This window comes from Streptomyces sp. NPDC090798, assembly GCF_044768965.1.
Classification (GTDB): domain Bacteria; phylum Actinomycetota; class Actinomycetes; order Streptomycetales; family Streptomycetaceae; genus Streptomyces.
The window spans coordinates 306004-328835 of the sequence record NZ_JBIVXA010000002.1 but is presented as its reverse complement, the minus strand read 5'-3'; the positions used below and the strand labels follow the sequence as shown (position 1 = coordinate 328835).

The 22832-nt window shown below is 69.9% G+C and carries 13 protein-coding genes and 1 pseudogene; 11 read left to right on the top strand and 3 right to left on the bottom strand.

What is annotated here, in order from left to right:
- Nucleotides 1–23: 23 nt before the first annotated feature.
- Nucleotides 24–6011, bottom strand: coding sequence for an NACHT domain-containing protein (locus ACIQTP_RS05675; protein WP_403396620.1), 5988 nt, complete (start codon nucleotides 6009–6011; stop codon nucleotides 24–26).
- A gap of 189 nt (nucleotides 6012–6200) precedes the next feature.
- Here ACIQTP_RS05675 and ACIQTP_RS05670 point away from each other — a divergent pair, with 189 nt between their 5' ends.
- The 6 genes from ACIQTP_RS05670 to ACIQTP_RS05645 all read left to right on the top strand — a co-directional run bounded on the left by ACIQTP_RS05670 (nucleotide 6201) and on the right by ACIQTP_RS05645 (nucleotide 11296).
- Nucleotides 6201–7484, top strand: coding sequence for a toll/interleukin-1 receptor domain-containing protein (locus ACIQTP_RS05670; RefSeq protein ID WP_403396618.1), 1284 nt, complete (start codon nucleotides 6201–6203; stop codon nucleotides 7482–7484).
- A gap of 6 nt (nucleotides 7485–7490) precedes the next feature.
- Complete coding sequence (locus tag ACIQTP_RS05665) at nucleotides 7491–8507, top strand: AAA family ATPase (RefSeq protein ID WP_403396616.1); 1017 nt, start codon at nucleotides 7491–7493, stop codon at nucleotides 8505–8507.
- Between the two features lie 3 nt (nucleotides 8508–8510).
- A complete protein-coding gene (locus ACIQTP_RS05660) occupies nucleotides 8511–9494 on the top strand; it encodes a hypothetical protein (RefSeq protein ID WP_403396614.1) in 984 nt (327 codons plus the stop codon).
- A 330-nt stretch (nucleotides 9495–9824) separates the two neighbouring features.
- Nucleotides 9825–10244, top strand: coding sequence for an aspartate 1-decarboxylase (gene panD, locus ACIQTP_RS05655; RefSeq protein ID WP_403396612.1), 420 nt, complete (start codon nucleotides 9825–9827; stop codon nucleotides 10242–10244).
- A 60-nt stretch (nucleotides 10245–10304) separates the two neighbouring features.
- Nucleotides 10305–10649 carry a GNAT family N-acetyltransferase gene (locus tag ACIQTP_RS05650; RefSeq protein ID WP_403396610.1) on the top strand — a complete coding sequence of 115 codons (345 nt, stop codon included), beginning with the start codon at nucleotides 10305–10307 and terminating at the stop codon, nucleotides 10647–10649.
- Nucleotides 10649–11296, top strand: a complete 648-nt coding sequence (locus ACIQTP_RS05645; protein WP_403396608.1) for an aspartate/glutamate racemase family protein — start codon at nucleotides 10649–10651, stop codon at nucleotides 11294–11296. The genes ACIQTP_RS05650 and ACIQTP_RS05645 overlap by 1 nt, the downstream gene beginning before the upstream one ends.
- Nucleotides 11297–11946: 650 nt before the next feature.
- Here the strand turns inward: ACIQTP_RS05645 and gndA are convergent.
- Complete coding sequence (gene gndA / locus ACIQTP_RS05640; RefSeq protein ID WP_403396606.1) at nucleotides 11947–13386, bottom strand: NADP-dependent phosphogluconate dehydrogenase; 1440 nt, start codon at nucleotides 13384–13386, stop codon at nucleotides 11947–11949.
- 272 nt (nucleotides 13387–13658) lie between these two features.
- Between gndA and ACIQTP_RS05635 the strand changes: the two genes are divergently transcribed.
- Nucleotides 13659–14873, top strand: coding sequence for a transglycosylase family protein (locus tag ACIQTP_RS05635; protein ID WP_403396604.1), 1215 nt, complete (start codon nucleotides 13659–13661; stop codon nucleotides 14871–14873).
- A 448-nt stretch (nucleotides 14874–15321) separates the two neighbouring features.
- On the opposite strand, the pseudogene ACIQTP_RS05630 reads toward ACIQTP_RS05635, so the two are convergent.
- Nucleotides 15322–16302 (bottom strand): annotated as a pseudogene (locus tag ACIQTP_RS05630) (DMT family transporter); the annotation flags it as partial.
- 210 nt (nucleotides 16303–16512) lie between these two features.
- Here ACIQTP_RS05630 and ACIQTP_RS05625 point away from each other — a divergent pair.
- From ACIQTP_RS05625 to ACIQTP_RS05610, 4 genes are all read left to right on the top strand, one after another.
- Entirely contained in the window at nucleotides 16513–17274 is a 762-nt protein-coding gene (locus ACIQTP_RS05625) for a (2Fe-2S)-binding protein (protein ID WP_403396602.1), read from the top strand.
- Nucleotides 17275–17355: 81 nt separating this feature from the next.
- Nucleotides 17356–18507: a glycogen synthase gene (glgA, locus tag ACIQTP_RS05620; protein WP_403396600.1), complete on the top strand. Its 1152-nt coding sequence runs from the start codon at nucleotides 17356–17358 to the stop codon at nucleotides 18505–18507.
- A gap of 80 nt (nucleotides 18508–18587) precedes the next feature.
- Nucleotides 18588–19808, top strand: coding sequence for a glucose-1-phosphate adenylyltransferase (glgC, locus tag ACIQTP_RS05615; protein WP_403396598.1), 1221 nt, complete (start codon nucleotides 18588–18590; stop codon nucleotides 19806–19808).
- A 269-nt stretch (nucleotides 19809–20077) separates the two neighbouring features.
- On the top strand, nucleotides 20078–22684 hold the full coding sequence (locus tag ACIQTP_RS05610; RefSeq protein ID WP_403396596.1) for a PA14 domain-containing protein: 2607 nt from the start codon (nucleotides 20078–20080) through the stop codon (nucleotides 22682–22684).
- Nucleotides 22685–22832: the final 148 nt, after the last annotated feature.

The window sequence follows — 22832 nt, the reverse complement described above, 5'->3', positions numbered from 1 at the left end:
TGCACGAGACGCGTCCTTCGCCGTCAGTCTCCTTCGTGCGGGCGGGACTCAGGGGCGTTCGTGCCACGGAACTCGAGCTCGATCTGCTCGGAGTCCCGTCGGGCGTCAAAGAGCAGCTGAGCGCTCCGGTAGAAGCTCACCTCGACCATGTGGTCGTTGAGTTCCTCCGACAGCCGCACGTCGGACTCGGCGAGGTAATAGTCGCTCTTGTGCATGACACCTTCGAGCATGAGCTCGGCGTCCACCGTCACCTGCCCCAGAACCAAGCCGTGTTCGTACTCCTCCACGGTGTCCCAGACGATCGAGTTCGGGTCTGGGGTGACCTCCTGGATGGTCAGATCCGTGAGTCCGTGGGGTAGCTCCACGCGGTTCAGCGTCCAGCCTTCCGACATGTCGTCGTCGGAGGTCGCGACGGATGCGCCGAAGAGTTCCTCGCAGGCCGACTTCACCTTGGCGGACAGTGGGTCCGGCGTGGAGGGTCGGGGGGCAGGCAGACGGATCGTCACGAGACAGGATGTGTGGCTCTCGAGGTCTCCGACGGCCGTGGAGACACAGTCGAGGAGGCTGGGTGTCTCTGCCCGTGCCTCTCGCTCCAGCAGAAGCTCGAAGTTCACCGAAGAGACGGATTTCCAGAGAGGAGAGTATCGGTCGGAGACGTTGACCGCGAACACACCGGCCTCCGAACGCCAGAGGACATCCACGACTCGTTCCTCGTGGCGGACCTCCCGTTCCGTGGAGAGCCCCCGGCGGTCGAGGAAGTGCTGGACGGCATCGGCCAGTGTCGCCTGGCTGTCGGCCTGCGTATCCCCGTCCATGAAGTCCGTCGCGAAAGCCAGTAGCGCTAGCAGTAGGCGGCCTGCCTCCCTCTCGTAGGTGCCGCGGTACATGTCGGGAAGGGCTTGGACGAGGTGGCCTCGCACCAGGTTGTACGATTCCACAATGGCTGGATCGGCGGAGGCTTCCTCCTGCTCCCAGGACCAGTTGCGCGCGAAAGCCGGGCTGGGAGAGTGACTGCCGCCGTGGCGACGGCGCGCCGAAGCCGCTTCCTCCCGTGCGCCGGCGCGGTCAAAGGCGTCAGCGGCCCGTGCCCACATGGCCTTGGCCTCGGTTTCCTGTCCGGTCGCCCGCAGAGCCTCGGCCCTGGCAGCGCAGGTCAAGCCCTCGCCGTACGCGTCGTCAAGCGACACGTACAGCTCCAGTGCCTGATCGAGCGCCTGAATGGCCTCCACGAACCGCTCCGCCTGAACCAAAGCCTCGCCCAGCCGGTAACCGGCACGGCCTGCACCGTGCCGGTCGCCGACGCGCCGGTAGATGTCGCGTTCACCGGTGTGAGCGGCGATCGCTTCGGTGACGTTACCCGTCCCGCGCAGCCCGACTCCCACGTTGCCCAACGCCTCGGCCTCGAGGGCCGCGTCACCTGTGCGAGACGCCGCGTTGCGGGCGGCCTGGCTCACTGCCGTGAGTGCGTGGAAATCGCGGGTTTCTCGCAGGTAGTCCGCGAGTGACAGGCCCAGACGCATGGCGGTCGGCGTATGAAGCGGGCGCTCGGCCCAGAGTGCCGCGGAGATGAGGTTCACCCGTTCCTTGTCCAGCCAGGCCCGTGCTTCCTCGGGGCCAGGGAAGGGCCCCGGGACCGGTACGTCCGGTTCGGAGAACATGCGTTTGACGGCGGTCTCCGTCTCGTGGGCGTAGTAGTCGAGCAGGCGCCGCCAGGCCGCCTCGTCCTGCTCTGCCTCTCCAGCCGTGCGCGTGAGCACGAAGGCACGCACCAGGTCGGACAGCCGCCAACGACCATCCTCCCCTGGGCTGTCGATGATGGACCGGCGGACCAGGCCGCTCAACAACCTGTTCGTGCCGCGGCCCGGGAGGAGGAGCGAGACAGCCGTGTCGTTCGGCTCAGGGGCTGGAGCACCGGCCAACAGCCGGAGCAGCCGCACCTGATCATCGGTGAGCCCACGGTAGGACGACTCGAAGGCCGCACGGACGCTGCGTTCCCCGTCATCGAGACGGTCGACACGGGTATCAGGATCGCCCAGTTCGGCCATGAGCGACTCCACGGTCATGCCTGGATCGCCGATGAGGAGCGCGGCGGCGATATGCAGGGCCAGCGGCAGGCCGTCACACAGCTCGGCGAGCCGACCCAGCGCGCTCAGCTCCTGGGTCAGCCGGGCGTCCGCCGGGTCGGCCATGCGCAGGGCCTCGTACAGAAGCGTGCGGGCATCCAGGTTGCTCAGCCGGGAGACGCGGAATATCGGGGCGTCGAGCTGGGGCAGGACGGGGCCCGAAGTGATGACGATGCGGTGCGTCCCCCCGGGGATCAGCGGACTGACCTGGGCGGCGTTGGCAGCGTTGTCCGCCACGATCAGGACCGGACCGTGCGATCGCGCTCGGTGGTCCAGGACTGACCGGTACATGGCCAGGCGGTCGTCACTTCGCACGGGAATACGGGACTCGTCCGCGCCGAGAGCGCGCAGCAGGGTGAGCGCGGCCTCGTCGATGTTGAGTGGCCGCGCCTCATGGCCACGGAGGTCGACGAAGATCGTGCCCCCGGGGAACCAGCCCCGCTGCTCAGCACTATGTGCGGCCGTCAGGGCCAAGGAAGTCTTGCCAGTGCCGGCCAGCCCCGACATGGACACCGCGGTGACCCTCCCGCCATCGGGCTGATCCGGCGCCAGGAAGTCCATCAGGCGCGCCAACTCCTCCTCGCGGCCGGTGAAAGGCGCCGGCGCCGGCGGGAGCGTGTTGAGGGCGATGGGTCCGGGGTGCTCCAGGGGGGCCTGGGTGCCGGCTCCGGCCGATACCCGGGCATCGCGGAGCTCGTACATGAGGCCCCGGGCGGTGCGCAGGCGGATCCGCCGGCGGTCCCCGACGGGCACGCTCACCGACCGGCCGTCGTCCACCGTCACCGTGCGTACCGAGCCGTCCGTCGGACCGCCGCCGTCCAGGATCACCTCGATCACCCTGGGGTGGGTGTCGGGAACCGGAACTGCCACCGGGTGCGGGCCCGCGCCGGTGCCGACCACGAGTTCCTCACCTGTCAGCGATACCGGCAGGGGTACGTCGTCCAAGGCCGACGCGACCAGGGCCACATCGCCGATCCTCAGGTCGTCCGGTGGCTCCAGGGCCGCGAGGGCCAGTCCGGGCGCCCGCGTCACGGCGGCGGTGGCGAGCTGCCAGGCCGTCCTGGTGCGCCGGACGGGCTCCGGCAATCGTTCCCAGGCCCCTGCCAGCCAGTCGGCCACCCCGCCGCGCCCCTCGGCGACAAGTGCCCGGAGGGCGGGCTGCAACGCCTGGTCGACGCTTTCAGCCGGTTCCCGGTCGCCCTGGACGTGGAGCCAGGCGACCCGTTCCTCCAGGATCAGGGCGGGCGAAAGACCGACGTGCACGCGGGAGATTACTTCCCACAGGGTATGGACGGGATCGTCTGCCGGGCTCGTGGCGAGTTTCTCCGCGAGTAGGGAACGGAGGCCGGGAAGCACACTGGGACGGAGCGCGATCGCAGTGGGTGTGCGCGAGCCCACCCAGTCGCTGAACCACAGGTCTGACTCGGCGCCGACGTCCAGATACGGCAGCACGTTCAGCCGTACCGCACGCATCAACTCCGGCTCGATCCGCGCGGCCGGACTGAGCGCCACGGCCAGTTCACGGGCTCCGGGAGGGAGATCCGTGGGCACGGGGAACGGTGAAGTGAAGGCTGGCACCGGCGCCCTGGAGCGTGTCACGAACGCCTGGGCCAAAGGCTCGTTCACTGGGTTGCCCACCCGCCGGACCAGTTCCGCCAGCGTCGCCGCTTCCCTTCGGGTGACGGATCTGGGGCTGGGCAGCAGGTTCAGAATGGCCGGGCCGGCCCGGGCCAGGGCATTCACCTCGCTACCGGTACGGGGTGGCAGGAGAAGCGCCGCGCGACGCTCCACCTCCTGGCGCACCGCCGGATCCAGCTCAACTGCGTACTCCAGACAGGAGAGGGCGAGTAGCGTGAGTCGGGCCGAGAGGTCCCGGTCCGCGTCGGAGGCCCGGGACAACAGCATTGTCAGAAGCGTGGCCCGCTCACGCGGCCGGCAGTGCGCCACCGCGAACCGGAGTACGTCCTCCCACTGGGCGTCGTGGGCGTTCCGCACCAGGTCGGGGAGGTCATCCGTTTCCACAGCGGCTCTCGCGGCCAGAAAATCCTGGAAGGTGCGGTTGATGAAGCCCACCGTGCCCTCGGTCGGCGAGGTGAGGAGACCGGTGCGGTCCACAAGGTGATGGAAGACACCCGCCGCGTCACCTGCAGCGGCTAGCTCCGGCATACCGGGCGCAGCCTCGTCGACGATCCGGATCGCCGTGTCCCAATCCACTTCCATACGGCCGTTGCGGAGGAGCCAGTAGGCGAGCCGCGAAAGAAGCCACGACTGTGTCTCCTCGCGCAGCTGCATGGGCAGCCCGATGGCCCGTTCCCTGTCCCGTCGCGACAGCAGCATGGAGAGCGCCGCTCCGTACAATTCCGTCCCGCTCGCCGGAAGAAAGCCCCGGCGGTCACTGTGCAGGGCACAGACGAGGCTGCACATGAGCGGGCTCGTCATGAGTCCGCGCAGTTCCGCCCTGGTGTGTACGGCGGTCCGGAGCGACCTCTCGTACGCGTCGTGGGCTGCCCGGCGATCCGGTTCGTCGATCGCTTCCCGAGCCGCCGCGTGCCAGCGCCCGATGAAGACGTCGATGTCGTCATCGCTCATGGGGGCGAGGACGAACTCGGTGAAACCGGCGTCGGAGAGCCATGATTCAGCCACGGCCGAAGGGCGCGAGGTGACCAGCCACCGATTGTCCGGAAAGGCGGTCAGTAGATCGGTCAGCCACGCCTTCACCCGTCCCCGGTCGCGCTCCGGGAGTTCGTCGACACCGTCGATCAGCAGCAGCCCGCGGCCCGCGGACAGGACACGTCCCGCCCAACCGGCCGACTGCGAGCTGGCCAGTGGAGATCCGGCGGCGGACAGGAAGTCCTCCGGCCGGGGCAACTCGCCGTTCCGGACCAGGGTGCGCAGAGGCAACATGAACGGCATACGGTCCCGCAGGCGGCGTTCGGGCAGGTCCTGCCGGGCGGCGGATACCGCGAGCCACTGCAGCAGTGCCGTCTTGCCCGATCCGGCCTCGCCACGCAGTAGTACGCGATCGTGCCCGGCCACCGCCTGCTCGACCGGGACCCGGACGGTAGCCGCCGGGGGGGCATCGCCGGAGACCCGGGCTGACCGCGTGACGTCCAGCCGCAGAAAAGTCGCGTCGAGTGGCCAGTCGGACAGGGAACGGTCGCGGAAGTCGATGCCGAAGATCCTGAGGTGGTTGTGCCGCTTCGCGAGGTAGGCGGTGTACTGGCGTTCGAATGCGAGGTCGGGTGAGAGCGTCAGGAGGGGCGCCCGCCCATCGAGTTGCGAGACGAAGGCGGGCTGATCGAGCAGGACGCCCGCGGAGAGAATGTTCAGTGCGTCCGGTCGTCGCGCTTGGCTGCCTGTGACGATGCCGACCAGGACGTCTTCCACGAAGACGGCGGCGCCAGACATCCCGGCCCAGGCTGAGCCACCGTCGAGATGCGGCGGCGGCGCGTGATGGACGGACAGGACATGACTGCCGCTGAGCAGCCCCGACCCCGGATGCAAAGTGCCGGTCACCTGCTCGGTGTCGAAGCGGTTGTTGTCCTTCCGCTGGATGGATGGAAATCCGATTGCCTGGCAGCCCGGCACGGGCGCGAGAGAGCCGGGCTTCGCCCAGCTCACGGACCGGGAGTCGGCCATGAGCCCTGGCGGCATCAAGTCTTCCAGTGGGCGCAGCAAGGCGGCGTCGCAATCGTCCTCGTCCCCCGACCAGATGAGCGCGCAGGCGACTTGCCCGCGCCGACCCGGGACTGCGACCCGGATGTCCCCGCCGCCCCGTACGAGATGCGCGGCGGTCAGAACAAGCCGCGGGGAGATCAGATAACCGCTGCCTTGCAGGTCACCAGCGAGCACCACGGCGACACGCTCCCGGGCGGGGTCACTCACCATGGTCCGCCCACCCCCCTTATCGCGTGCTCCGCTCTGCGGACACAGCCATCGTATGACGCGGCGTTAACTCCCATCCCTCATACGGACTTTGCCTAGTGGCTCTGCCGTCAGTCAGAATCATGGCGTGGAGGCAGACGGGGGCGGAACCGCAACGAGGGCCCAGACAGCGCTGGACGGGGTACCGCTGCCGTGACCCAGGTGTTCATCAGTCACAGCTCCCGGGCGGATCCTCTCGCCCGGCAGGTGCGCGAGCGCATCGCGGCAGGCCTCGGAACGAAGCACTACGAGGTCAAGGTGGACACCGACGCCCTCAAGCCGGGGGAGGACTGGTGCCCAACGCTGTACCAGTGGCTGGCGGAGTGCGACGCGGCGGTCATCCTGTTCAACCAGGAGGCACTCGGCTCCTTCTGGGTCAGACGTGAGGTCAACATCCTCATGTGGCGCCGGGCCCTGAACCCTGGGCTACTGGTTATTCCGGTGTTGATCGGCGGCCTGAAGACGGCGGACCTGAAGGACAACGGCTTCAGCGACGTTCTCCCGGTGGAGTTCGCGCGTACGCCGGCCGAAGTCCAGGACGAATCCGCCATCGAGGGCCTCGTGAAACAGGTCCTCCAAGAATTCGCCGAACTGCCCGACCTCAGCACAGAATCCGACAGCATGCGGAAGTGGATCGGGCTGGTCGCCGACTACCTCGGACGTACGCGCAAGAAGAAGGCTCTGACCGAAGCGGTCCGCGCTCTTGGCATAGCCGACGAATACCTGCCGAACATGGACGCTCAGGCAGGCGTCGGTCAGTTCATCGCCCAGCAGATGCTGGACGCGGCGCCGGGCGGACAGCTCATGAACGCCATCCTGGAGATCGCGCCCCATCTGGACGGAGACTCGCTGGAGCGGCTCATCACCCAGGTGACCCCGGCCTGGATCAGCGGAGAGGTGGCCCGCCACCTTCTGCCGTCCGGGGCAGGGGACACCTCGCAGCGACGGACCGTGGCGCTGAACGCGTGCGAGAGCCGGACAGCGCATCAATTCGTCGACCGCGCTATGTGCCTGGACTTCGGGCACTATTGGATCGGTGCTGCCGGTGGTGTGGCGGTGGGTGAGGATCTGGCGCAGGAGACTCTCGATCAATGCTTCGGCGCCGTCAGACATCTCCTCGGGCTGCCCCCGGGCTGGCCGCTCGAAAAGCTGATGTTCAGGCCCGGCTGCTTCCACTTCCTTATTCTCACGATGCATCGGCTGAGGCCGGAGATCGTGGCTGAAGTCGTCGCTGAGCTGCACCGGGTGGTTCCGCAGCTGATCATCATTCTGCTCACCGGGGACACCCCCCCGACCGCGGAGGCTCTGCGAGAGTGGCGCCTGGACCAGGTGATCGTCCTGTCACCGCCACTGGGGCCGGATGAAGAAACCCTCGGCTATCAACTGGCTCACGATCTCCGGTCCATTCCTGATCGGTTAAACGGCTGCTGGAGGTAACCGCTCATGCCCGACGACAGCCCCGCACAGACCGGCCCGGTCCGCACGGCCGGCCTGGCCGGCGCCCCACAGCCGTTCGACTCCCCGGACCGCCGGGACGGCCGGGTGTACGTCATGCTCGACGAGGTCATGCTGGCGGTCAATGTTGCCCTGGCGACCGGCCGCCCCCTGCTGCTGCGCGGCGATCCGGGGTCGGGAAAGTCATCCCTCGCCCCCTACATCGCCCGCCGACGGGGCTGGCGCTACTACGAGCACGTTGTCACCTCCCGTACCCGGGCCACCGATCTGCTGTGGACCTATGACCATGTGCGCCGCCTGAGCGACGCCCAGGTGCGCGCGCCGGGCGAGTCGCTGGCGGACCACCGCTATGTCACGCCTGGCCCGCTGTGGTGGGCCTTCGCGCCCGGATCTGCGGCACGCTCCGGCGAAGCCACCCGCAGCGGACCGGGGCACGGCCACCGGGAAGATCCGTTCCGCGAGATCAACGACACGCGTTCGCCGCACCATGCCGTCGTACTCATCGACGAGATCGACAAAGCTGAGCCGGACATGCCGAACAGCCTTCTCGTGCCGCTCGGCTCCAATGAGTTCACTGTCGCCGACACGGGCGAGCAGATCAGGAAGGAGCGTCCCCCCGGGGAGGCGCGGAGCGCCGAGAACCGCCATCTCATCATCATCACGACGAACGAGGAACGGGAACTTCCGCAGGCGTTCCTGCGCCGCTGCGTCGTCGCCTGGCTGCCGCAGCCCGATTCCGGCCGCCTCGTGCGGATCGCACAGGAGCACTTCACACACTACGACGAGGGGTTCACAGAGTCGGACCGGGAACTGGCCGAGATGCTTGCCGAAGAGCTGAGCCGCGCCCGCGGCGCGGCGAAGAAGCAGGGGCTGAGGCCACCGAGCACGGCGGAGTTCCTGGACGCTTTCCGTGCCTGCCGCAGCATCGGCATCAGCCCCGTGGACGAGCGCTGGGAACTGCTGAAGCGGCTGGTGCTGCTTAAGCCTCAGCAGCCGGACGAGTGACCGATGCGAAGCGATGTGTGGATCCGGGATCTCCTTCGGGCCCTCCCTCTGGCCCAGGGGCAGGGCGAGGAGGCCGAGCGGGCGATCGCGAGACTCCTGGGCTTCGACATCACCGCCCCGGGCACCGGCGGTCAGGACGTCGCCCCGGGCAGCGCCGTCTTTCCCGCGACCGGAGACGCCAACCTCCCCGGCCTCGTGCCGGAGGAGCCGAGCCCGGACGACCTCGCCTCTCATCCGCGTACGCCGGGCCTCATGGCCAACGGCAGCGTTGGTGAGGACAACTCACTTCCCCTGCTGGACCCTTCTGGCGAGGAATCCCCTCTCCCGTTCGAGTGGACCGCGCCCTCACTGCCACCACCGGATCGCAGCCGCCTTCAGGCTCCCCTCTCGTACGACCCGCTGCTCGCCCCACGCTCCACCTCCGCCTTGCTGCACCTGGCGCTCTCCAAGCAGGTGGACCAGGGCGAACTGGACGTCGAGCGAGTCGTCGAACAGCTCTCCCAGGGCCTTCCGCTGGAAAGTCTGCCGCGCCGCCCCGTCCGTACGGTGCGGTTCGGTGTACAGGTGCTGGCGGATCTGGGCGTCGGCATGGAACCCTTCAGCCGCGATGTGCACGAAACCGTCCACCACGTCCGGGCGACCGTCGGACACGAACACACGCAAGTCGCCTACTTCGACCACTGCCCCGTCCGCGGTGCCGGCCCGGGGCCGCGCTGGACCTGGAGAGAGTACGTACCCCCGGCACCCGGGACCCGGATCCTGATCCTCAGCGATCTGGGGATGGGCGGACCGAGGCTCAACGCGCGCCGCGGCACCAGGGCCGAATGGGAGCGGCTGGTACGCACCCTCGCGTACGCGCAGTGCACAGCTGTCGCCTTCGTACCCTTCCCGGAGCAACGCTGGCCGTCATGGGCGGCCAAGCTGCTGCCCCTGGTGCCCTGGGACCGGCAGACGACGGCGGGGTGGGTGGCTACGCACATCGGGTGAGCAGCGCGTGCCTGCGACAGCCCGATGGTCCGGACGAAGCACCGTCGAGCGGGGCAGGACAGGCACCGAACAGCACCTGATCACCGACGCTACCGGCATCACCAGCCCGTTCCGGTCGGGCGCCCGAATGTGAAAGTTGCCTGGCAACTGTGGTTCCAGGAGATGGACTTCACCGTGCGCGATGAACACGTCCTGAACGTCGGCAATGGGTCAGTGTGAGTCCTCCAACACCTGGCAACAGCTGACCAGACAGGAGAAACGATGTAGCCTCCGGAGACGGCCCTTGACCTGCAAAGACAGGCAGGGAGCAGGCATATCGGGAGTTTCTTCATGTTTCGTACCGTATTCAAGTCCAAGATCCACCGTGCCACCGTCACCCAGGCCGACCTGCACTACGTCGGGTCCGTCACCATCGACGCCGATCTGCTCGACGCCGCGGATCTGCTGCCGGGTGAACTCGTGCACATCGTCGACGTCACCAACGGCGCCCGCCTGGAGACGTATGTCATCGAGGGAGAGCGCGGTTCCGGGGTTGTCGGGATCAACGGGGCGGCGGCCCATCTCGTGCATCCCGGAGATCTGGTGATCATCATCAGTTACGCTCAGGTCTCCGACGCCGAGGCGCGGGCACTGCGGCCGAGGGTCGTGCACGTGGACCACGACAACCGGATCGTGGCCCTCGGCGCCGATCCGTCCGAACCGGTGCCGGGCTCGGACCAGGAGCGCAGCCCGCAGGCGGCCATCGTCTGAAGCCCGGGCCCGGGGCAGCGGCTGAGCAAGCAGATGACCTGAGGACGCGAGGAGTTGGCCATGAGCGACGTAGAGATCCGCGACGACCGAGCGGGCGGCCGCCTCGAGGCCTTCGCCGGGGACGAAGTCGTCGGCCACATCGAGTACTTCGTCCTGGAGGCCCCCGCGCGCGCCCTCGTCCCCGTGCACACCATCGTGGAACCCGAGCACGAGGGGAAGGGCATCGCGGGCTCCCTCGCCCGCGAGCTGTACGGCATCGCCGCGCGCGAGGGCATCGTCGTCGCGCCCCTGTGCCCGTACGTCGTGAAGTGGGCGGCGCGCCACCCCGAGGAGGCTCCGGCGGCCGACCCGGAGCTGCTCGGGGCGGCGGTGGAGTGGCTCAGGACGCACCCCGGGCGCTTCTGATGAACCGCTCGGGTCCCCTCGCCCTGCTGCACACCTCGCCCCTGCACATCCCCGTCTTCGACGCGCTGCGCGACGAGGACCACCAGGGGCTGGAACTGCGGCACATGGTGGATGAGGAACTGCTGGCCCGGGCCCGGAGCGAGGGCCCGGCCGCGGTGGCCGGCGAGGTGCGGGCGGCACTCGACCGGGCCGTCGCCGACGGGGCGCGTGCCGTGCTGTGCACCTGCTCGACCATCGGTGCCGTCGCCGAGGGGGCGGGCGCCGGGGTACCCGTGCTCCGCGTGGACCGTCCGATGGCCGCCGCCGCGGTCGCAGCGGGCCCCCGTGTGGTGGTCGTCGCGACGTCGGAGAGCACCTTGGAGCCGACGGTCGCCCTCGTCGAGGAGGAGGCCCGCGCGGCCGGGCGCTCCGTCCAGGTTCGTACGCTGCTGGTCGAAGGGGCCTGGGCCCGTTTCGGGGCGGGCGACACCGACGGGTACGTCCGCAGTGTGGCGGCGGCCGCCGACTCGGTCGCCGACGCCGACGCGATCGTCCTCGCCCAGGCGTCCATGGCCCCGGCCCAGCGGCTGACGACGACCGCGGTCCCGGTGCTGTCCAGCCCCCGCCCGGGGCTCGCGGCCGGCGCGGTCGTGGTGCGCCACGGGTAGACGCGCCGTGGGCGGACGCGCCACCGGTGGACCGGCCGGCCGGATCCGTCTGGTCCAACTGGTCCGCACGCCCTGCGCGACGGGGTGACTGGGGGAGCGGTGGGAGGGTACGCGTGGGACAAGTCCAGGGCCGACGTATCGACTGGCTGGAGGACACCATGACGCATCCGAATCCCGATCCGGTGCAACCGGGTCCCACGCCCGGGCCGGGCCCCGACCGCCCGCAGCCCTTCCCGGACCCCCACCCCTTCCCGGACCCGGCCCCGGATCCGGGTCCTCACCCCGCGCCGAAGCCCAGTCCTCCGCCGTCCCCGGTGCCGAAGCCGCCGGGGCCCGAGCCGACCCCACCCGGCCCCGAGCCGACCCCGCCGAGCCCCGGCCCGGTGCCGCCGGGCCCCGAGCCGGTACCTAACCCGGAGCCTGGACCCCCGCTCACGTGAACAGCCGGGCCCACGGGTGAACGGTTGAATGGGTGAACGACGGAGGCCGTCACACCCCGGGTTCCAGGGTGTGACGGCCTCGGCGCCGCGGAATAGCCGTACGTCTGGGTACCTGTACGCGTCCTGGTACTCGTACGCCTGCCTGGTACATGCACGCCTGCCTGATACCCGTACGCCGGGTTCCCGTACGCCTGATACTCCTGCGTCTGCCTACGCCTCGACCTCGGACCGGTCGCCGCCCCACAGCGTGTGGAACGAGCCCTCCCGGTCGACGCGCCGATAGGTGTGCGCCCCGAAGAAGTCCCGCTGCCCCTGCGTCAGGGCGGCGGGCAGCCGCTCGGCGCGCAGCGCGTCGTAGTAGGCGAGGGCCGCGGAGAAACCAGGTGCGGGCACGCCCTGGCGGGTGGCGGCCACCAGGACCTCACGCCAGTCGTCCTGCGCCGCCGCGATCTCCTGCGCGAACGTCTCGTCGGACAGCAGGCTCGGCAGGTCGGGCCGGGCGTCGTACGCGGCGCGGATCCGGTCCAGGAACGCCGCCCGGATGATGCAGCCGCCACGCCAGATCGCGGAGATGGCACCGAGGTCGATGTCCCAGTCGTACTGGTCGCTGCCCGCGCTGATCTCGTGGAAGCCCTGCGTGTACGACACGATCTTCGAGGCGTACAGCGCCTGCTCCACCCGGTCCGCGAAGGCCGCCGCCTCGGCGTCCCCGAGCGGCTTGGCCTTGGGGCCCTCGAGCTCCCGGGAGGCGGCGCGCAGGTCGGCGTGTCCGGACAGCGAGCGGGCGAAGACCGCCTCCGCGATGCCGGACACCGGAACGCCCAGGTCCAGCGCGATCTGCACGGTCCAGCGGCCCGTGCCCTTCTGCTCCGCGCGGTCCTGGACCACGTCCACGAACGGCTTGCCCGTCGCCGCGTCCACGTGCGACAGAACCTCCGCCGTGATCTCGATCAGGTAGGAGTCGAGCCGGCCCGTGTTCCAGGTGCGGAAGATGTCGGCGATCTGCGCGGGGGAGTACCCGGCGACATCGCGCAGCAGCTGGTAGGCCTCGCCGATCAGCTGCATATCGGCGTACTCGATGCCGTTGTGCACCATCTTCACGAAGTGCCCGGCGCCGTCGGGACCGCAGTGGGTCACGCAGGGCGAGCCGTCCGGCGCCTTCGCGGAGATCTTCTCCAGCATCGGACCGAGCGACGCGTACGACTCCTTCGAGCCGCCCGGCATGATGCTCGGCCCGTTCAGCGCGCCCTCCTCGCCGCCGGAGACGCCCGTGCCGACGAAGTGGATGCCCTGGCCCCGCAGGTCGCGCTCCCGGCGCCGGGTGTCCTCGAAGTGCGCGTTGCCACCGTCGATGATCATGTCGCCGGGCTCAAGGAGCGGGGCGAACTCCTGGATCACCGCGTCGGTCGGCTCACCGGCCTTCACCATGATCATCAGACGTCGCGGCCGCTCCAGTGCCTCGACGAACTCCTTCGCCGTCTCCGTCGACACGAAATCGCCCTCGTCGCCGAATTCCTCCACCAGCGCGTGCGTCCGGGCCGCGGTCCTGTTGTGCAAGGCGACCGTGTAGCCGTTGCGGGCGAAGTTACGGGCGAGATTGCGCCCCATGACCGCGAGACCCGTGACGCCGATCTGGGCTGAGTTGCTCATACGGTTGGCTCCTAAGAGATCCGGTAAGAGGTCCTGGTATTCGTCGGTATCAGTCGGTATCGCCGCTGCCGGTGATCCTGTCGTTCCTGTTCGTCTGTATTCCTCCGGCCATCCTGACGCGTCGGCGACGTGTACGCAGAAGAACGACCCGCTGTCTCCCCGGGCGAGGGAGCGGCGCCCGGGGCGCACAGCACGGCCGATTGCGCCCTTGTCATGGCCTGTTCGCGGCGCTTACTTTTGCCGCTCCTGACGCATGTCGAGGGGGCTCCCACATGGCCGTACGCGGCCGGCACCGCCGGTATCAGCCGAACAGGATCAACCGCGCCTCACTCACCGTCACGGCGGGCGGCGCCGGAATGGCACTCCCGCTGATCGGCACCGGCGTCGCACACGCGGCCGACGTGGACACCTGGAACAAGGTCGCCGCCTGCGAGTCCACCGACAACTGGAGCATCAACACCGGCAACGGCTACTACGGCGGACTGCAGTTCACCCAGTCCACCTGGGAGGCGTACGGGGGGCAGGTCTACGCCCCGCGCGCGGATCAGGCCACCAAGGACCAGCAGATCGCCATCGCCGAGAAGGTGCTCAAGGGCCAGGGACCCGGTGCCTGGCCGGTCTGCTCGGTGCGCGCCGGTCTCACCCGGGGTGGGGACACCCCCGACATCACCCCGGCCGCCGAGCGGACCGGCACCAGGTCCGGCACCTCGCCCCAGACCACCAAGCGCTCCGTGCGCGACGTCCAGCCGCAGACCACACCCCAGTCGCGGGCCGGCACCGCCGAGATGTACACCGTCGTCCACGGTGACACGCTCTCCGGCATCGCGGGATCCCGCCACGTCCAGGGCGGTTGGCAGCGGTTGTACGACGCGAACCGCAGCACCGTCGGCTCCGACCCGGACCTGATCCTCCCGGGCCAGCGGCTGAACCTGCGGGGCAAGGGCCAGACCCCGGCGCACACCGAGAGCACTCCCTCGTCCGCGTCGAAGAAGCAGAAGACCCCCGACAAGCCGTCCACGCACAAGACGTCCCCGCACAAGCCCTCCTCGCACAAGACGTCCTCGGACACCGCCAGGAAGACCGACACGCTCGTCGCCCCCGTGCACGCCGCGACCGGCACGCCCTACCGCGCCGCGGGTGCCTCCTGGTCGAAGGGCTACCACACGGGCGTCGACTTCCCGGTGCCCACCGGCACCTCCGTGAAGGCGGTCGCCGCGGGCCAGGTCGTCAGCGCCGGCTGGGGCGGCTCGTTCGGCTACCAGGTGGTGATCCGGCACGCCGACGGCCGCTACACCCAGTACGCCCATCTGTCGGCGATCTCGGTGAAGGACGGGCAGAGCGTGGTGGGCGGACAGCGCATCGGCCGCTCCGGTTCCACGGGCAACAGCACGGGCCCGCATCTGCACTTCGAGGTGCGGACGGGGCCCGGTTTCGGCACGGACATCGACCCGGTCGCCTACCTGAGGGCGGGCGGCGTCAGGATTTGACGCGCGTGCGGTGGTGGTGGTGGTCCAGCAGAGGTGTCGCCACTACGTAGGGCCCGCACATGGGGCCGAAATAGGCCAGCGCGGGCGGCGCGTCCTCCTCGGCCGACTCGGGCGAGTCGGCCGAGGCCGAGTGGGGCGCGCTCTCCGCGGCCCCCACCATCGCCGGAGCCGGTACGAAGAGGTCCTCGCCACGGTCCACGCCGAACCCGTCTCCGAGCCCGGCGTCGAATCCGTCTCCGAGCGCGGCTCCGAGTCCGTTCCCGAGCCCGGTGTCGAACGCCTCCCCGAGCCCCGCGCCGAGCCCGCTTCCGAGCCCGGTGTCGAACGCCTCCCCGAGCCCCGCGCCGAGCCCGCTTCCGAGCCCGGTGTCGAACGCCTCCCCGAGCCCCGCGCCGAGCCCGGTGTCGAACGCCTCCCCGACCCTCGCACCGAACGTCTCCCCGCGGTCCGTGGCCGGCTCGTCCTCGTGGTCCGGTCCTGTGGACTGCTCGGGCAGCGCCGCGAGCAGCAGCGCCTCCAACGCGGAGTCCGGCGTGGCCGGTTCCGGCTCGGGCTCGGTCTCCGCGAGGGCGGGTGCGGCGACCTCCGCGGTGTTCCGGGCGCTGCCGATCTGCTCGGTCGTGAGCAGGATCAGACCGCCCGCCGCGACGACTCCGCAGGCCAGCGCGAGCACGGTGCCCGTCTCGCCGTAGCGGAAGGTCTCGCCGAACATCGTGATGCCGACGGCGGCCGCCACGACGGGGTTGACGACCGTCAGCGTGGCCAGCGGCGCCGCGAGACCGCCGCCCCGGTAGGAGGCCTGCGACAGCAGCATGCCGGCCGTCGCGAAGACACCTATGAGGGCGAGGCTCGGCAGGTCGGAGAGCGAGACCTGGTGTGACCAGTCCACCGCGACGGTCTTGGTGAACACCGAGGACATGCTGAAGGCTATGCCGGACCCCACGGCGAGCATCACGCTGCGCACGGCCGGGTGCCGGTGCGCTGCGCGCCCCGCCACCATGAAGGCCGCCACCGCGCCGCCCGACACCACGGCCAGCACCGTGATCTGGGTGTCACTCAGGGACTGCGAATCCGCCGAGCCGACCAGGGCGAGCAGGACCGCGAGGCCGACCGTGGCCATGATCGCGCCACGCCAGGCGGTCGCCCCGGCCTTGCGGCCGACGAAGACGGCCGCCATGGGGAGCGCGAACACGATGGTCAGCGCGCCGAGCGGCTGCACCAGGCTCAGCGGGCCGTAGGCGAGCGCCACCACGTGCAGCACCCCGCCGACGCCGCTCAGGGCGACCGCCGCCCACCAGCCGGGGCGGCGCAACGGCGCGTACGTCTGGTCGGGAGAGGTCAGCGCGACCTGCTCCTGGACGATCGCGCCGCCCGCGTACGCAACGGCGGAGACGAACGAGAGCAGGACGGACAGCGCGAGCGCGCTCATGAGTCCCTCCTCTGCGTGCGGCGGGGGCGCTGTGCCCGGCGCGGCGAACGATCGGCCTTCATACCCGCTACGATGCCTCGCGCATCCGTTCACGTCGTCGTACCTGAGCAGGCAATGAGTAGTACTGCCGATGGAGTACGACTCGCCCCATGTCCTCCCCTGGGTGGGCGACATGAGGGGGAGACCCTCCGGTGAGAACCCCTAGGGGGCTTGGTACTACTGCTGTTCGTGGACCTCGACCCGGAACTCGCGGCGCTCGGCTCGCTCGGCGGCTTCTTCGTACTACGCACCGGCGTACCGCCGCGTGCACCGCTGCCGACGCTCGCACATGCGTACGCGTCTCCCCGAGATGATGATCCCAGAGATGTCTGGTCGGATCCTCTGAATTTTCGCGTCCGGAAGGTCGCGGCGAGTCTGCGGGCGCCCGAGGCCCGGATCGCGGTCTCGGTGGCGCAACAGGGCCTCGCGGCCCGTCTGTGGTCGGTCTCGCTCGGCGCCGCCGCGCTGTACGGACGGCTGCCGGACCTCGATCCGGGGCTGCTGCGGTGGGATCCGGACGGCAGTGCCCCGGACGACCTGTGGCTGTCCGAGGTACGCGCACTGCCGGTGGCGGTGATCGGAGAGGTCGTACGGGACGGCCACCTGGCCCCGCTGGCGGCGGCTCTGCGTACCCGGCACCGCATGTCGGAGGGCCTGCTGTGGGGGAACGCGGGCTCGGCGCTCGCGGGTGCCTGGCGCCAGCTGCACCGCTGGGCCGAGGCCAACGGCCGTACGGACGTGGCCGATCGGGCCCGCGCCCTCGCCGCCGATCTGTTCACGCATCCCGACCTGTCCGCGACTGTCGACCCCCGTACCCTGCGCCGCCGCAGCTGTTGCCTCTACTACCGCCTCCCCGGCGGCGGCCTCTGCGGCGACTGCTGCTTCGACCGCCCGCCGGGCCGGTCGCGGGGCGGGGCTCCGGGGCGCCGCTGAGAACCGCGGTCTTCCCCAAGCGTCCCTTCTGGGTGACCATGAAGGGCACCAGCCGGTATCCGGTACGACGGGGGGCTCTGCGTGCGAGTGGGACTGCTGACCCGGGAGTACCCGCCGGACGTGTACGGCGGCGCGGGCGTCCATGTCGAGTTCCTCGCCCGGGAGTTGCGGACCCTCACGGATCTGGACGTGCACTGCTGGGGCGAGGGCGCCGCGGGCGGCGTCGTACGCCACCGGTCCTGGTCCTCGCTCGACGGCGCCAACGACGCGCTGCGCACGTTCTCCGTGGACCTCGCCATGGCCGCCGCCCTCGAAGGCCGCGAACTCGTCCACTCGCACACCTGGTACGCCAACCTCGCCGGCCACTTCGGCAAGCTGCTGTACGGCATCCCGCACATCATGACCGCTCACTCCCTGGAGCCGCTGCGCCCCTGGAAGGCCGAGCAGCTCGGCGGCGGCTACGCCCTGTCCAGCTGGGCCGAGCGCACCGCCGTCGAGGCCGCCGACGCCGTCATCGCCGTCTCCGGCGCGATGCGCGAGGACATTCTCACCTGCTACCCCGCCCTGGACCCGGCCAAGGTGCGGGTCGTGCACAACGGCATCGACACGGCCCTGTACCGGCCGGACCACGGCACGGACGTCCTGGAGCGCATCGGCATCGACACCGCCCGCCCCTACGTCCTGTTCGTCGGCCGCATCACCCGCCAGAAGGGCGTGCCCCACCTGCTGCGCGCGGTACGCGACATCGACCCGGCCGTGCAGGTGGTGTTGTGCGCGGGCGCCCCCGACACCCCCGAGATCGACCGGGAGTTCCGTGATCTCTTCCAGGAACTGAGTGCCGTACGGCAGGGACTGCACTGGATCCCGCAGATGCTGCCCCGCCCCGACGTCGTCCGACTCCTCACGCACGCCGCCGTCTTCGTCTGCCCCTCGGTGTACGAGCCGCTCGGCATCGTCAACCTGGAGGCGATGGCCTGTGGAACGGCCGTGGTGGCCTCCAGGGTCGGTGGGATTCCCGAGGTGGTCGAGCACGGCGTGACGGGCCTTCTCGTGCAGGTGGAGGGGGACTTCGAGGCCAATCTGGCGCTCGCCCTCGACTCGGTGCTCGCCGACCCGGAGATGGCCCGGCGGATGGGTGAGGCCGGACGGGAGCGCGCGGTGGGGGAGTTCGGATGGGACGCGGTGGCCCGGCGGACCGTCCAGCTTTACGAGGAAGTCCTCAAACCGGGGTAACCATCGGACAGGTGTAGTTCAAGCGACGGGCCGGCCCGGCACAGCGGGCGCGGCTCGACCGGGCTTAGAGGGGCGGCGGCATGCGGCGCGGTGGACCTTCGGTGCTGGGAATCGTACTTGCGGGTGGAGAGGGCAAACGGCTCATGCCCCTCACCGCGGACCGCGCGAAACCCGCGGTCACCTTCGGCGGGACCTACCGCCTGGTGGACTTCGTACTCTCCAATCTCGTCAACGCCGACATCCTGCGCATCTGCGTCCTGACGCAGTACAAGTCGCACTCCCTGGACCGCCATGTGACCACGACCTGGCGGATGTCGAGCCTGCTCGGCAACTACGTCACACCGGTCCCGGCCCAGCAGCGGCTCGGCCCGCGCTGGTACCTGGGCAGCGCGGACGCGATCCTGCAGTCCCTCAACCTCGTGCACGACGAACGGCCCGACTACATCGCGGTGTTCGGCGCCGACCACGTCTACCGCATGGACCCGCGGCAGATGCTCGCCCAGCACATCGAGGGCGGCGCGGGTGTGACCGTCGCGGGGATACGGGTGCCGCGCGCCGAGTCCTCCTCCTTCGGGGTCATCAGCCCCGGCTCCGACGGGCAGACCGTGGAGGGCTTTCTGGAGAAGCCCACCGACCCGCCGGGCCTGCCCGACGACCCCGAGTGCGTCTTCGCCTCGATGGGCAACTACATCTTCACCACCAAGGCCTTGGTGGAGGCGCTCCAGCGGGACGCCGAGGACGTGCACTCGGTGCACGACATGGGCGGATCGATTCTGCCGATGCTCACCGACCGCGGCGAGGCGCAGCTCTACGACTTCAGCGACAACCACGTCCCCGGCGAGACCACCCGCGACCAGGGCTACTGGCGTGACGTGGGCACCCTCGACGCCTACTACGACGCCCACATGGACCTGATCGCCGAACGCCCCGCCTTCAACCTCTACAACCGCAGCTGGCCCATCTACACCACTTCCGGACAGCTTTCCCCGGCGCGATTCAACGCCGGGGGCATCGCGAGCGAGTCGATCGTCAGCGCGGGCAGTCTGATCCGGGGTCAGGTCACGCGGTCCGTGCTCTCGCCGGGTGTCGTGGTCGACCCCGGAGCCGTCGTCCAGGGCTCGATCCTGCACGACAACGTCCACATAGGGCGGGGAGCGGTGGTGCGCGGCGCGGTCCTCGACAAGAACGTCGAGGTGCCGCCGGGCGCGACGATCGGCGTCAACCCCGAGCGGGACGCGGATCTCTACACGGTCTCCAAGGGCGGGGTGATCGCGCTGGGAAAGGGCCGGATCGTGCCCTAGGCCCAGCCCCCTGTTCTTGACCCGATCCGTCGGACAAGCCTTGGCGGCCGGCGGTGGCCGACGACGGCCCCGGTGCGGCCATGTGCACCGGGGCCGTTGTCATGTCCCTGGACAGAAAGTGGAACCCCGTGTTGTCATGCCAACTGCCGTTGGTGACAACGTTGTTCCATCCGAGCAAGAGCCGCGCCACTCCGCCCCACGCCCATCCCGGGCCCATCCGGCAACCGTCCTCACCACCGTCTCCCACCCGTCCTCAAAGAGGAGGATCCGTGCGTTTCGGACGACTCAGAGACCGACTCGCGTTACTGCTCGCCGCGGCCCTCGGCGCCGCGGGACTCGCCTCCGTGCCCGCCGCGGCCGACGATCCCGTCCCGGTCCACGGACTGAAGGGCGACTACTACACCCAGTCCGCCCCAGGCGCCTTCGACTTCCACGAACTCAAGGCCACCGGCTTCGACCCGCAACTCGACTTCGACGACCTCGAACCCCGGCTGCGCTTCGCCACGGGGCAGGACAACGATGTCAGCGTGCGCTGGACCGGCAAACTCGTACCGGAGAAGAGCGGACCCACCACCTTCTCGATCATCGGCGACAACGGTTTCCGCCTCTGGATCGACGGCAGGCCCGTCATCGACCACTGGGTGGACGACTGGGACCGCGAACAGACCTCCGAGCCCGTCGATCTGACGGCGGGTCACGCCTATGACTTCAAGCTCGAGTACTTCGAGCACTACGGCGGCTCCAACCTCCATCTGCGCTGGACCGAACCGGGAGGCGGCAAGGTGGCGATCCCGCAGTCGGCGTTCCTGCTGCCCGACGGCTACGACTACGACGGCGCCCTCGCGACCACCGTCCAGCCGGACGGCCGCACCCTCAAGCTCGACTTCGCAAGGGAACTGTCCGTGCCCCCGGCCGCCGTCGTCGACCACCTCCAGGCCGTGATCGGCGGCGCCAAGTGGCCGTTGAGGACAGTCGAGTTGGACCCCGCCGACTCCAGATCCCTCCTCGTCACGCTCAAGGAACCCGTCGTCGGCAACAAGACCGGCACAGCACGCGGCACCGCCGAACTGCGCTACGACGGCACGGGCGGCCTCGTCGCCGCCGGGGCAGGCAAGGCGATCGGCGCCTTCTGGAGCAGCGGCCCCAACCGCTCCACGTACGAGCTGCGCACGAAGTGGGCCGACGAGGTCGGGCCGGACAACGCCCTGCCGGAATACCCCCGCCCCCAGCTCACGCGTGACGCCTGGCGGAACCTCAACGGGCGCTGGCAGTTCGCCGCCGCCACCGCGGGGGAGCAGCCCCCGGTCGGGAAGACGCTCGGCGAGCACATCCTCGTCCCGTACCCCGTGGAGTCCCAGCTGTCCGGCGTCGAACGCCACGAGGACCGCATGTGGTACCGCCGCACCTTCACCGTCCCGGCCGACTGGCACATCGGCTCGGGCCAGCGGCTCCTGCTCAACTTCGGTGCCGTCGACTGGCAGTCCGAGGTGTACGTCAACGGGGTCAAGGTCGCCGAACACCGAGGCGGCTATGACAAGTTCGGCGCCGACGTCACCGACGCGCTGAAGCCCGGCCGCACCCAGGAACTGATCGTGGGCGTGTACGACCCGACCGACGCCGCGTCCGGTGAGAACCCGCCGCTCGGCAAGCAGCGACTCGACCCCAGCGGGATCTGGTACACCCCGACCTCCGGCATCTGGCAGACGGTATGGATGGAGCCGGTCGCCCCGGACCACGTCGACTCGCTCAAGCTCACGCCGGACGTCGACGGCGGTCGGCTCACCGTGGAACCGAAGGGCGTGCGCGACGGGCTGCCGGTCACGGCGACGGCGTACGAGGGAGGGCGGAAGGTCGCCTCCGTCACCGGTCGCACCGGACAGCCGCTGACCCTGAAGATCGCCCACCCGCGCCTCTGGTCGCCGGACGACCCGTTCCTCTACGACCTCAGGGTGAGCGTCGGGCGCGACCGCGTCGGCAGCTACTTCGGGATGCGCTCGATCTCCGTCGAGAAGGTCGACGGCACCCCGCGCACCGTCCTCAACGGCAAGCCTGTCTTCATGATGGCCACGCTCGACCAGGGGTTCTGGCCCGACGGCCTGTACACCGCGCCGACGGACAAGGCCCTCGCGTACGACCTGCGCATGCACAAGGAGATGGGCTTCAACGCGGTGCGCAAGCACATCAAGGTGGAGCCCGACCGCTGGTTCTACTGGGCGGACCGGCTCGGCCTGCTCGTCTGGCAGGACATGCCCGCCATGACCGCCGGGGTGAACCCGAGCGCCGCGGCCCGCGCCGAGTACGAGCGCGAGATGAAACTGGTGATCGACCAGCACATCAGCAGTCCGTCGGTCGTGATGTGGGTGACCTTCAACGAGGGCTGGGGCCAGTACGACGAGGGCCGCATCGCCGACCAGGCCAAGGCCTGGGACCCGACCCGGCTCGTCAACGGCATGTCCGGGCTGAACCTGGGGGCCGACGGCGGCACCGGCGACATCATGGACGAACACGGCTATCCGAGCCCCGCGCTGCCCCCGGCTCCCGACGGCAGACGCGCGCTCGTCAGCGGCGAGTACGGCGGCCTGGGGCTCGCCGTGCCCGGGCACGCCTGGTCGGTCCAGCAGTCGTACGTGGACGTGGACCCGTCGACGTACACCGACGACTACCTCGCCCGTCTCGCCGAGGTGCGGGCGCTCGCGTGCCGGGGGAGCAACGGCGCCGTCTACACCCAGATCTCGGACGTGGAGGGCGAGCTGAACGGGCTCCTCACCTACGACCGCAAGGTCGTGAAGCCGGACGTGGGGAGGTTGAGAGCGGCGCACGAGGCGCTGATCGCGGACGCGTCCCGGGCGACCCCCACGGGCTGCCCGGCAACCTGACGCCTCGGGTCGTTCGAGGGCCTTCGCGGTCCTTCGGGCGACCCGGCGCTTCCGGTCCTTCACGTGGCCGCGCGTCGGCGCGCGTGCCGCGGTCGGGACGCCTATCCTGAGCCGACCTCACGTGCCCCTTGTGTCCCGCCCCTTTCGC